Genomic DNA, 12,643 nt, shown 5'->3' with positions numbered 1-12,643 from the left:
AGCCCGTCACAGGCGCAGCACTCCCTTCGGCGTCTGTATGGCGGAGGCATCATCGCCCCTCGTCCCAGCGTTATGCGTTCTCATTCATGCCATCGAGCGCGCGTTCTGTGACGCCCTGCGCACGGTGGACCCGAGCCGGGGGCGTCTATCCGGCGATCCGTCCGACCGGCCGCCGAGCGGGTGCGGGATGATGGCGTCATGCGCGTCTACAACTTCTCGGCCGGACCGTCGATGATGCCCGAGGAGGTGCTCGCCGAGGCCCGCGAGGAGCTCCTCGACTGGCAGGGCTCGGGGATGTCCGTGATGGAGGTCTCGCACCGCGGCAAGCCGTTCGTCGCGTGCGCCGCGGAGGCCGAGGACCGACTACGCCGGCTGATGGGCGTCCCGGCCGGCTACCGGGTGATCTTCGTGCAAGGGGGCGCGTTCGGGCAGTTCGGCGCGGTCCCCCTCAACCTGACCCAGCCCGGCGACACCGTCGACATCGTCGTCACCGGCCAGTGGTCGGCCAAGGCGCGCGCCGAGGCCGAGCGTGCGGGCGTCCGGGTCGACGTCGTCGCGGATCAGTCCGCGTCCGGCTACACGACGGTGCCCGAACCCGGCGACGTCTCCCCCACGCCCGGGGCGCGCTACCTGCACTACACGCCCAACGAGACGATCGGCGGGGTGGAGTTCGGCTACGTCCCGGACGCCGGCGACGTCCCCGTCGTCGCGGACGCCAGTTCGACGGTGCTGTCGCGGCCCATCGACGTCTCCCGGTTCGGGCTGATCTACGCCGGGACGCAGAAGAACCTGGGTCCGTCCGGCATGGCCGTGGTGATCGTGCGCGACGACCTGCTCGGGCGCGCCCGCCCCGGCTGCCCGGCGATCCTCGACTACGCGCGGATGGCGCAGGCCGATTCGATGCTGAACACTCCCAACACGTGGGCGATCTACCTCCTCGGCAAGGTGCTGGGCTGGATCGAGCGCCAGGGTGGGGCCGAGGGCATGGCCGAGCGCAACCGGCAGAAGGCCGAGGCGCTGTACGGCTTCATCGACGGCTCGGGGTTCTACCGCAATCCGGTCGCGGCGAACGCTCGCTCGTGGATGAACGTGCCGTTCCTGCTCGCCGACCCGACCCTGGACGCCCGCTTCGTCGCCGAGGCCGCCCAGGCCGGCCTCACGAACCTGGCCGGCCACCGCTCCGTCGGCGGGATGCGCGCCTCCCTCTACAACGCGATGCCGATCGAGGGCGTCCGCGCGCTGATCGATTTCATGACCGAGTTCGAGCGCATCAACGGCTGACGCTCGCAACGACGATTGCACGGCGAGGCCCGCGGCCGACCGACGTCATGACCGAGTCCGAGCGCATCAACGGCTGACGCTCGCAACGACGATTGCACGGCGAGGCCCGCGGCCGACCGACGTCATGACCGAGTCCGAGCGCGTCAACGGCTGACGTCCGCAACGACGATTGCTCGGCAGAGCCCCGGCTCTGCTCCCGGGCGGCGGGTCAGGCGCGTTGCCGTCGGCGCCCCGCTTTCCCGCCCGGGGGCTCAGCTGGTCGCCCTCGTCGCCGCCGAGCTCGTCGGCGCCTCCCCCTTCCCGCCCGGGGGCTCAGCGTCAACCGACGTCGATCGCGCGGGCGCTGGCCAGCGTCCGCAGGTAGACGATCCGCTCGCCGCGGCGTCCGGACACCTTGGCCCAGTCGTCGGGGTTGGTCGTGTTGGGCAGTTCCTCGTTCTCGGCGACCTCCGCGCGGCAGGCGTCGAGCAGGTGCGCGCGCCGGATACCCCGCTCACCGCCGGCCAAGACCTCCTTGATCGCCGCCTTCTTGGCGCGGCCGACGATGGCGGCGAGCATGGCTCCGGACACGAAGTCGGCGACGTAGAGCACTTCCTTCTCACCGGACGCGTAGGTCACCTCGACGAACCGGTTCTGGTCGCCACGCTCGTACAGGGCATCGACGACGTCGTCGAGCAGGCTGCTCACGAAAGCCTCGGCCCCGCCGGACGCCTCCGCCTCGGACGGGTTCAACGGCACGTCCGTGGTGAGGTAGCGGGCCAGGATCTCGCGGGCGCCGGCGGGGTCCGGGCGGTCGAGCCTGATCTTCACGTCGAGGCGGCCGGGACGCAGGATCGCGGGGTCGATGAGGTCCTCGCGGTTGGTCGCGCCGATGATGATGACGTTGTGCAACTGCTCGACGCCGTCGATCTCGCTGAGCAGCTGCGGGACCACCGTCGACTCGACGTCGGAGCTGACCCCGGAGCCGCGGGTGCGGAACAACGAATCCATCTCGTCGAAGAAGATGACCACCGGACGCCCCTCGACGGCCAGTTCGCGCGCGCGGCCGAAGATCACCCGGACCTGCCGCTCGGTCTCGCCCACGTACTTGTTGAGCAGCTCGGGGCCCTTGATGTTGAGGAAGTGCGAGTCGGCGGCGTTGGCGACGGCCTTGGCGATCATCGTCTTGCCGCACCCGGGCGGCCCATACAGCAGGACGCCCTTCGGCGCGGAAAGCCGGAAGTCCGCGAACAGGTCGCGGTGCTTGAAGGGCAGCTCGACGGCGTCCCGGATCGCCTCGATCTGCTCGCCGAGCCCGCCGATGTCGTCGTAGGTGACGTCGGGGACGTCGTCGAGCCGCAGTTCTTCCAGGTCGCTGCGCTGCACCCGGTCGAGCGCGACGAAGGCGCGCCGGTCGGCCAGCAGCGAGTCGCCCGGCTGCAGATCGGCGTCGGCGAGCGCCACCGCCCGCTGAAGGACGATCTCCTCATCGGACGCCCCGGCCACCAGCACCCGGCCGTCGGGCAGCGCCTCGCGCACCCGGACGATCTCCCCGCCGGGCGGCACCGAGGCGGCGCCCACGACGGTCATCGCCTCGTTGAGGAGCACGGTCGTCCCCACGCGCAGCTCTTCGGGATCGACGAGCTCGTCGGCCAGCTTGACCCGCAGGACGCGCCCCGACACGGAGACGTCCGCCGTCCCGTCGACGGCCCGCGCCACGACGACGCCGAACTGGGCGGGCGGGGCGGCCAGCGCCTCAAGCTGCTCCCGCAGGGACAGCAGCGACTCCCGCGCCTCCCGCAGCGTGCGGTTGAGCCGCTCGTTCTGCTGAGCCAGCGCCCGGGCGTCCGCGCGCGCCTCGGCGAGCCGGCGCTCGACGACCTCCTCGCGCCGCGTGTGCGGCTCTTCCCCGAAGGTCATGCGTCCTCCTGGGTGAACGACCGCTCAGAGCTCGGCCGCTCAGTGACCGGCTCCGACGATCCCGGCAGCGGCGCATTCCCCTCCCGGCGAGCCCGTTCGTCCGAACCCGGGCCCACCAGCGCGTCGTCCAACCCCGCGGTGGCCGCATTCTCTTCGCGCTGCGTCTCTTCCGGTTCACCGTCGCGCGGAGCATGCCGGCGCGCGGCGCGCCGCGGGACGGGCTCGCCGGCGTCCCGGGCGGCCGGTTGCCGAGAGACCTCCTCCAGCGTGGGGACGCCCTTGGGCCGCGGGCCGAGGTACTCCGGCCCGTACGCGCCGGGTGCGGGGCGGCGCCTGCGCATCGGCGCCTCGACGCCCGGGGCGAGTCGTCGGCTGAACACCAGAAACCCGGTGTGGCCGCTGGTGGCGTGCCCGGGGCGGATCGCCAGCCCCTCCGCGTGCCAGTCCCGCGACGTGAACTCACGCCCCACGGGTTCGGTGAACCCGCCGTGGGCGCGCAGGGTGTCCATGACGCGGCCGAGCTGGGTGGCGGTGGCGACGTAACAGCACAGGAACCCACCGGGGACGAGGACGTTCGCGACGGCGTCGATGCAGTCCCACGGGGCCAACATGTCGAGGATCGCCCGGTCGATCGGCTCGGGCCCGATCGCCTCGCCCAGGTCGCCGACGCGAAGGTCCCAGGCCGGGTGCGGCTCGCCGAAGAAGCGGTCGACGTTGCGGCGGGCGACGTCCGCGAATTCCTGCCGGCGCTCGTAGCTGTACAGCCTGCCCCCGGACCCGATCGCCCGCAGGAGCGCCATGCTCAGCGCGCCCGATCCCGCCCCGGCCTCCAGAACGCGGGCGCCGGGGAAGATGTCGTTCCACATCACGATCTGGCCGGCGTCCTTGGGGTAGATGACGGCGGCGCCGCGCGGCATCGTCACCATGAACTCGTTCAGCACCGGCCGGAACACCAGAAACTCCATGCCGCCGACCGACCTGACCACGCGCCCCTCGGGGCCGCCGATCAACTCGTCGTGGCCGATGCCGCCCTTCGTGGTGTGATACGTCGCGCCGGCACGCAGCACGACCGAGTGCCGTCGTCCCTTGGGATCGGTCAGCGTGACCCTCTCCCCCTCAGCCAACGGCCCGGTGCGGACGCCGGACGGGCTCGGCTGCGGCGCTGGCGGCTGGGTTTCGGTCATTCGGTCAGCCTAGTGGCTACCGCCGACAATCCCCGCGCCGCCGCTGCTCGGCGGGCCAGCCCATCGCGGACGGCCGTCCGCTGCCGGCCAGGCCAACCGGATCACCGCGTGCGGAGCCCCCACAATCCGAGCTGGTTGCCCGGACCGAAGGTCTCGCCCTCGGTGCCGGCGTCCCGGGCGGTGTAGAACGGCTCGGGTCCCAGCGAGACGGGCAGCACCGTCAGGTCCGCGGCGGCCTGCTGCTGGATCTCGGCGAGCAGCGCGCGGCGCGTGTCTGGATCGGTCGTCTCGCGGGCGTCCTGATCGAGGCCGAGCAGCTTGCTCTTGCTGCCCGGAAGGGGGTTGTCGAGGTAGGGCTGCAGCCAGCCGAACGCGGTGTTCACCTGTGCCGGCTCGTCGGTCAGCCGCAGGTCGGCGTCCGCGCTGTCCGGCCTCAGTTGGACGCTCAGGCCGCCGCGCTCCTCGAGGCGATCGCGCAGGAGCCGGGCCGAGTCCTGCTGCCCCGGGACGTCCGCGGCGTACGACAGCGTCAGGCGCACGCGCTGCCCGCCGCCTGTGGGCGTGCTCGGGCGTCCGCCGACCGGGAACGAATTCACCGCGCCGTCCACCTCGGGCGGGAGCAGCGACGCTTGGCTGCGGTCGGGCTGCAGCGCTTTGGCAACGGTCGTCCGCAGCGACGCCGTCAGCACATGCGGCGACTTCGGGTTCCACATCAGCCGCTGCATCTTGGCCGAACGCACCGCGAGCTTGTCGAAGCCGGCCCGCGTCAGCTGATCCTGCCCGGAGCTGATCTCGCCGTCCATCCGCGCTTGGGCCGCCGGGTCGAGCCCTCGCCACACCGCTTCGACCTGGTCGTCGTTCATGGCCTGCTCCACGCCCACGCTGTCGCGCCCGTAGGCGAGGCGGATGCGGTCGATCGTGCCCGCGGTGGCCCCCTGGTAGCCCTCGTACCGGACGAACGTGAGCCCCTCGTTCGTCGCCTGCGTCAGCGTGAAGGGTCCCGACCCGACGGGCAGCTGCTCGTTGGCGCGCAGCGCGTCCGGGTCGTAGATCTGTTCGTCCACGATGGACGCCGCCGGCGCGGCCAGCGCGTAACCGAACTGGCTGTCGGCCCATTTCAAGTGGAACCGCACCGTCTTGTCGCCGACGACCTCCACCCGCTGCAGGGAGTTCAGCAGGGACGTGGAACTCCCGCCCACGCCGAGGCGGTAGGCCCGGTCGATGCTGAACTTCACGTCGGACGCGGTGAGCGCGTGCCCGTTGGTGAACGTCAGGCCGTCCTTCAGCTGGCACTGGTAGACCGTCGGGGAGCTGTACAGGCAGTCGTCGGCCGCGTCCGGGTGCAGCTGGCCCTGCGTGCCATAGACGACCATGAGCCGCTGGAAGGCGTCGAGAGCGACCGTGGCGTCCATGGTCGTGGTCGCGGCGGCCGGATCGAACACGACGGCGCGGTCCGTCGTCATCACCGTGAAGTCGCGTGGCGTCTGCGTCGGCGTCGGCTGGGTCGGCTGCGGCGGAGGCACCGCCGGAGTGCAGCCGACCAACGCCAGCACGGACACCAACAGCCCTGCCGCCGCCCGACGGGTCGGGGCGGGACGGCGACGTCCGTCGGGATCAGCGGGCATTGAAGTACTTGGCCTCCGGGTGGTGGACGATCAGCGCGTCCGTGGACTGCTCGGGGTGCAACTGAAGCTCTTCCGACAGCGTGACACCGATCCGGTCCGGACGCACGAGATCGACGAGCTTTGCCCGATCCTCCAGGTCGGGGCACGCCGGGTAGCCGAACGAATAGCGCGACCCGCGGTAGGCCTGGTCGCGGATCATGGCGTCCACGTCCGCGTCCCCGTCCAGCTTGAGCTCCGACCGGACGCGGGCGTGCCACATCTCGGCCAGCGCCTCGGTGAGCTGGACGGACAGCCCGTGGAGCTCGAGGTATTCGCGGTAGGCGTCCTCGGCGAACAAGCGTCCGGTCTCCTCGGCGATGCGGGACCCCATCGTGACGAGCTGGAACGCGATGACGTCCGGGCCGAGCTCGGCCGCCTCCCGCTCGTCGCGGAAGAAGTCGGCCAGGCAGAGCCGCTTGTCGCGTCGCTGTCGCGGGAACGTGAACCGATGCAGCTCGCGGGCGTGGTCCTCCGGATCGAGCACCACGAGGGTGCGCCCCGTCGAGTAGCAGGGCCAGTAGCCGTAGGTGACGGCGAACTCCCCCAGGCCCTCGGTGTGGATGCGGTCGAGCCACATCCGCAGGCGCGGGATGCCCTCGGTCTCGACGAGTTCCTCGTAACTGACCTGCTTGTTCGCCCGCAGCCCCCACTGGCCCATGAAGGTGGCGCGGTGGTCGAGCCAGTTCGCGATCTCGCCCAGCTGGACGCCCTTGACGACGCGGGAGCCCCAGAACGGCGGCGTCGGGACGTCGATGCGGCGGGCCACGGCGGAGCGGACGTCGTCGCCGGAGTCCTCGGGCTCGTCAGCGGAGTGGGGCTTGGCGGCCACGCGGCGCTTGCGCGGCTCGGGCAGCGATGCGCCGTCGACGCCGCGCCGGACGGCCATCACCGCGTCCATCAGCGAGAGCCCCTCGAAGGCGTCCCGGGCGTAGCGGACTTCGCCCTCGAAGATCTCGTTGAGGTCTTGTTCGACGTACGCCCTTGTCAGCGCGGCACCGCCGAGCAGCACCGGGATCTTCGTCATCCCGCGGGAGTTCATCTCCACGAGGTTGTCGCGCATGACGACGGTCGACTTCACGAGCAGGCCGGACATGCCGATGGCGTCCGCGTGATGCTCCTCCGCGGCCTCGAGGATGGCTCCGACCGGCTGCTTGATGCCCAGGTTCACCACGGTGTAGCCGTTGTTGGTGAGGATGATGTCGACGAGGTTCTTGCCGATGTCGTGGACGTCGCCCTTGACGGTGGCCAGCACGATCGTGCCCTTTCCCTGGTCGTCCGTCCGCTCGATGTGCGGCTCCAGGTGCGCGACCGCGTGCTTCATCACCTCGGCGGACGCCAGGACGAACGGCAACTGCATCTGGCCGGAGCCGAACAGGTCGCCGACGGTCTTCATGCCGGCGAGAAGGTCGTCGTTGATGATGTCGAGGGCCGGCTTGTCGGCCAGCGCGGCGTCCAGGTCCTCGTCCAGTCCGCGCTCCTCGGCGTCCACGATGCGGCGGGCCAGCCGTTCGCCCAGCGGGAGGGCGTTGAGCTCGGCGAGACGCTCCTCCTTCGCCTCGGTGGTGGTGACGCCCTCGAACAGCTCGAGGAACCGGGCGAGCGGGTCGTAGCCCGGACGCCTGCGGTCGTAGATCATGTCGAGCGCGACCTCGCGCTGCTCGTCGTCGATGCGGTTCATCGGCAGGATCTTGCTGGGGTGGACGATCGCCGAGCTGAGCCCCGCCTCGACGCACTCGTGCAGGAACACCGAGTTGAGCGTCTGCCGGGCCGCCGGGTTCAGGCCGAAGCTGACGTTGGAGACGCCGAGCGTGGTGTGCACGTCCGGGTGGCGGGCGGTGATCTCGCGGATGGCCTCGATGGTCTCCAGCGCGTCGCGGCGCGTCTCCTCCTGCCCGGTGCCGATGGGAAAGGTGAGGGCGTCGATGATGAGGTCGGATTCCCTCAGCCCCCAGTTGGTCGTCAGGTCGGCGATGAGCCGCTCGGCGACGCGGATCTTCCACTCGGCCGTGCGGGCCTGGCCCTCCTCGTCGATGGTCAGCGCGACGACGGCGCAGCCGTGCTCGACGATCATCGGCATGACCTTGGCGTAGCGGGAGTCGGGGCCGTCGCCGTCCTCGTAGTTGACGGAGTTGATGGTGCAGCGACCCGGGAGGCGCTCGAGCCCCGCCTGCAGGACGGCGGGCTCGGTGGAGTCGAGGACGATCGGCAGCGGCACGGCGGTGTTGAGCCGGAACGCGAGCTCGGACATGTCGCCCGCGCCGTCGCGTCCGACGTAGTCGACGCAGAGGTCGAGCAGGTGAGCCCCCTCGCGCGACTGGGCCTTGGCGATGTTGAGGCAGGCGTCCCAGTTCTCGGCCAGCATGGCCTCGCGGAACGCCTTGGAGCCGTTCGCGTTGGTGCGCTCGCCGATGGACAGGTAGGAGGTGTCCTGGCGGAGGGGAACGTCGGCGTACAGGCTCGAGACGCTGGGGACCGGCGTGGGCGTCCGTTCGGCGAGGGGCCGGGCGCGGACGCGGTCGGCGAGCTGGCGGATGTGCTCGGGTCCGGTGCCGCAGCAGCCGCCGACGAGGCAGAGGCCGAACTCGCCGACGTACTGGTCGAGCGCATCGGCCAGCTCGGTCGGCTGCAGCGGGTACCGGGCGCCCTCCTTGGTGAGTTCCGGCAGGCCGGCGTTGGGCATGCAGGAGACGCCGATGCGGGCGAAGCGGGCCAGGTGGCGCAGGTGCTCGCTCATCTCGGCGGGGCCGGTGGCGCAGTTCAGCCCGATGACGTCGATGCCGAGCGGCTCCAGGGCGGTGAGGGCGGCGCCGATCTCGGAGCCCATGAGCATGGTGCCGGTGGTCTCGACCGTGACGCTGACGATGATCGGCAGGTCGGTGCCCGCCTCGGCTTGGGCGCGCTTGACGGCGATGACGGCGGCCTTGGCCTGCAGAAGGTCTTGGCAGGTCTCGATCTGGAAGCCGTCGACGCCACCGCGGAGCATGGCCGCGGCCTGGGTTTGGTAGCCGTCCCGGATCGCGGCGAACGTCGTGTGCCCGAGGCTGGGCAGCTTGGTGCCGGGTCCCATGGAGCCGAGCACCCAGCGCGGACGCTCGTCGGTGGACGCCTCGTCGGCGGCCTCGCGGGCGAGGCGGGCGCCCGCCTCGGCGAGCTCGGCGATGCGGTCCGCGATGTCGTACTCGCCGAGGGCGGCGAGGTTGGCGCCGAAGGTGTTCGTCTCGACGCAGTCGGAGCCGGCCTCGAGGTAGGCGGCGTGGATGGCCTTGACGACGTCGGGGCGGGTGACGTTGAGGATCTCGTTGCAGCCCTCGAGGTTGTCGAAGTCGTCCAGCGAGAGGTCGAAGCCCTGCAACATCGTCCCCATGCCCCCGTCGGCGACGACGACGCGGGAGGACAGGGCGGAACGAAGAGCTGGACGCATTCGGCCAGGATACGTGGATGAGTACAGTTGGGCGCATGCCATCCACGACCGACCTCCGCAACCTTCGCAATCCAGTGGTGGTGGCCGCGTTCGGCGGCTGGAACGATGCCGGCGAAGCCGCGTCCGGGGTGATCGACCACCTGTCGGACCTCACCCGGGCGGAGTTCATCTTCGCGCTCGACCCCGACGACTTCTACGACTTCACGCAGAACCGCCCGGTGGTCACGACGACCGCGACCGGCGAGCGGATCAACCAGTGGCCCACCGTCGAGGTGCTGGTGGGTCACCTTCCCGAGCGCGACCTGGTGCTCATCGGCGGTCCGGAACCCAACTTCCACTGGCGCGAGTTCTGCTCGCGGCTCGTGTCTGCGATGCGGACGGTGCAGCCGGAGAAGGTCGTGATGCTGGGCGCCATGCTGACGGACGCGCCGCATCGCCGCCCGGTCTTCGTCTCGCAGGACGGCACGGACTACGAGGGCCCGACGGGCATCGTCGGCGTGCTGACCCAGTCGTGCCGGGACGCGGGCCTGGAGACGACGACGCTGTGGGCGTCGGTGCCCCACTACGTGACGGAGCCGCCGAACCCGAAGGCGACGCTGGCGCTGCTCGGCCGCGTCGAGGACGTGCTGGACACGGTGCTCGACGTGAAGGACCTCCCCCAGGAGGCCGCCGAGTGGGAGGAACGCGTCAACGACCTGGCCTCCGACGACCCCGACGTGGCGTCGTACATCAGCTCCCTGGAGGAGCACTACGACCAAGCCGCCGAGGGCGCGGAACCGGGCGACGTGATCGCCGCCGAATTCGAGCGCTACCTCCGTCGCCGCAACCGCTAGTCTCGGACGGCCGACCCAAGTCGACGGACACCTCGGTGACTCCCTCCGGCCGCGACGACTCTGGGTCCCCGGGGATCAGGGATCGCCCGAATGCGCTGGCTCCAACCGCCCGCGACGGCTCCGGCCCCCCGAGAGTCAATGACTCGCGGCGATTCCAGCCGTCGAGCGTCAAGTGACTCACAGCGGCTCCGACCCTCGAGCGTCAAACGACTCACAGCGGCTCCGACCCTCGAGCGTCAAACGACTCACAGCGGCTCCAGCCGTCGAGCCTCAAATGACTCACAGCGGCTCCAGCCGTCGAGCCTCAAATGACTCGCCGCGGCTCCAGCCGTCGAGCCTCAAATGACTCGCCGCGGCTCCGACCCTCGACAGCGCCTCAGACCTTCGGGCGCGGGAGACTGCGCTTCGGGCATCGGAGACTCGCCGGGGCGGCGGCGTCAGCTGACCGCAATGGCTCAGGGCACCCCCTGGCGTCGACGGTTGCTCAGTGGCACCTGGGCACCGTCCACCCGCCGGGGCGGCACCACCTCCGGCAGCCCGTGCGCGTCCATGCGGAGCGTCCACCGGTCGGGCGGCGGACCACTCCAGAACCTGGGCGGTTCGAGCAGATGATGGTGATGCGGACAGACCAGGGCCAGGTTGTCGAGGCTCGTCCGGCCGCCGGCCCACCACGGTTGCACATGATGCGCCTCGCACCGGACGTCAGACACGTCACAGCCCGGGAAGACACAGCCGCCGTCCCGTAGCGAGAGGGCCCTCCTGATTGGCGCCGTCACCAGGCGCGTACTCATCCCGACGTCCAGCACCTCGGAGCGAGTGCCCAACACGACGGGTACGACGTCGGCGTCGCAGCACAACCTCCGCAGGTCGCCAGCGCTGATCGTCTCGCCGGTCTCAAGAACGCCGGCCTGCTCGGCGCGGGCCCGTAGGTCCTCCTCGCGCATCGTGACGACCACGCGCGGTCGATCTCCAGCGACGCGAACGGCCCTCGCTGGCGGGCGAAGCTCAGGCATCGTCGAGGCCGCCGGACTGACCGCTTGCTGCCGGTTGGCGCGAGAACCTGGGGCCGCACCGGGGTGAAATGTCCCTACCTCGTCTCTGCCGATGGAGTCAGCGCGCGGGCGGAGACGGTCGTCGGGAGGGGATGCACGGCCGACCACGGCACCCGGTTCCGCGGCTGCTCGGCCCCCGGCGTCGGCTTCCGCCGCTGCTCGGCCTCCGGCGTCGGCTGCGATCGCTGCTCGGCCCCCGACGTTTGCTCCCGCCGCTGCTCGGCCCCCGACGTTTACTCCCGCCGCTGCTCGGCCCCCGACGTTTGCTTCCGCCGCTGCTCGGCCCCGGGCGTCTGCTCTCGCCGCTCCGCCGGTCAGCTGAGCAATGATCTCGAGAAAGGCGTCGGCCCGGCGCTGCTCCATGGTGGGCGTTCCGGGTGCCCGCGGGGCCGCGCCGCGTCCGTGCCGGGCACCCGGCGCCTGTTCGTCCGGAACACCCGCGGCGTCCCCCGCCGGCCGATTCCGCTCGGCGCGACGGGCGGATTCTACGTAAGCGTCCACCAACGTCACCAAGGGCGCGGCCGACAGCGTCGGCAGGGAGCCCCGGATGTTGGTCGACCCGTCGCCCGCGGGCGACAACACCAAAGACCGTCGAGCGAAGGCGCGGGCGCGTTGGGCGTCCAGGCGGGCCATCTCATCCTCGACCGGGGGCGCCTTGTCGGGAGCGATCATCGTCACGAGCTCCCGGGCCTCCCGATGCGCCTGCTGCGCGTTCAGCAACGGCGCCCGCGCCACCAACTCGTCGTGAGCGCGGGCGCGCTGATCGGCGTCGAGCGTGCCGGGGAGCTCCTCAATGACTCGCTCGATGGTGCGCGCCTGCTTCACCGTGACAGTCCCCGCCAACGCCGCCGCCGCGACGACCGGATGCCGCGCCACGTCGCGTGCTGTGAAGACCAACCCGGCCGCCTCCTTCGGTGGCGTTCCGTCCGCAGCCAGGAAGCTCGTGGTCGGCGTACCGCGGGCGATCGACGCGGACTTGGCGTCATCGGCCTCGGCCACGAGCACGGCCAGCAGCGCCTCGGTACGCCGCGCAACGGTGCGGGCGGCCTCGAGTAGCCCCAGACGGTCGCGGTGCCCCAGCGCTCGCCGCTCGGCGTGGTCGATCTGGTCGAGCGCGTGCGCCATCACCCCTAGCGCACGCCCCGTCGAGCTGCTGACTTCCTCCATGCCTCGACACTACGGACGGGGTCTGACATTTTTCGAACACACTAATCGAACAATCTCTGAAGCTTCTCCCACGACCAGGGTCATGCGTGCAGCGCCCTCCGCACGGCCTCAGGGACGCGGCCAGAAGGTCACGCGGCCAAGA

The 12,643-nt window shown here is 71.0% G+C and carries 6 protein-coding genes and 1 pseudogene; 2 read left to right on the top strand and 5 right to left on the bottom strand.

Annotation, left to right across the window (positions count from 1 at the left end):
- Positions 1-198 precede the first annotated feature (198 nt).
- On the top strand, positions 199-1,281 hold the full coding sequence (serC, locus tag BN1187_RS07705) for a 3-phosphoserine/phosphohydroxythreonine transaminase (protein WP_040160641.1): 1,083 nt from the start codon (positions 199-201) through the stop codon (positions 1,279-1,281).
- Positions 1,282-1,599: 318 nt separating this feature from the next.
- Here the strand turns inward: serC and arc are convergent, their stop codons facing one another.
- The 4 genes and pseudogenes from arc to metH form a co-directional block, all read right to left on the bottom strand.
- Positions 1,600-3,180, bottom strand: coding sequence for a proteasome ATPase (gene arc, locus BN1187_RS07700; protein ID WP_052462489.1), 1,581 nt, complete (start codon positions 3,178-3,180; stop codon positions 1,600-1,602).
- 272 nt (positions 3,181-3,452) lie between these two features.
- Positions 3,453-4,304: pseudogene (locus BN1187_RS07695) on the bottom strand (tRNA (adenine-N1)-methyltransferase); the annotation flags it as partial.
- A gap of 161 nt (positions 4,305-4,465) precedes the next feature.
- The gene (locus BN1187_RS07690; RefSeq protein WP_082034597.1) at positions 4,466-5,989 is read right to left on the bottom strand and encodes an ABC transporter substrate-binding protein; all 1,524 of its coding nucleotides are present in this window, start codon (positions 5,987-5,989) and stop codon (positions 4,466-4,468) included.
- Entirely contained in the window at positions 5,979-9,449 is a 3,471-nt protein-coding gene (metH, locus tag BN1187_RS07685) for a methionine synthase (RefSeq protein ID WP_040160637.1), read from the bottom strand. Before metH ends, BN1187_RS07690 begins: the two co-directional genes overlap by 11 nt.
- Positions 9,450-9,484: 35 nt before the next feature.
- Here metH and BN1187_RS07680 point away from each other — a divergent pair, with 35 nt between their 5' ends.
- Positions 9,485-10,282 (top strand): PAC2 family protein, encoded by a 798-nt coding sequence (locus BN1187_RS07680; RefSeq protein ID WP_040160635.1) that lies wholly within the window; start codon positions 9,485-9,487, stop codon positions 10,280-10,282.
- A 455-nt stretch (positions 10,283-10,737) separates the two neighbouring features.
- Here BN1187_RS07680 and BN1187_RS07675 read toward each other — a convergent pair whose 3' ends face one another.
- Complete coding sequence (locus tag BN1187_RS07675; RefSeq protein WP_082034596.1) at positions 10,738-12,501, bottom strand: HNH endonuclease signature motif containing protein; 1,764 nt, start codon at positions 12,499-12,501, stop codon at positions 10,738-10,740.
- Positions 12,502-12,643 lie beyond the last annotated feature (142 nt).

It is taken from the genome of Nigerium massiliense, assembly GCF_000826085.1.
In the GTDB taxonomy this organism is placed as follows: domain Bacteria; phylum Actinomycetota; class Actinomycetes; order Propionibacteriales; family Propionibacteriaceae; genus Propioniciclava; species Propioniciclava massiliense.
Note: the sequence above shows the minus strand (reverse complement) of the source record. Positions and strands in the feature narration are given on the sequence as shown.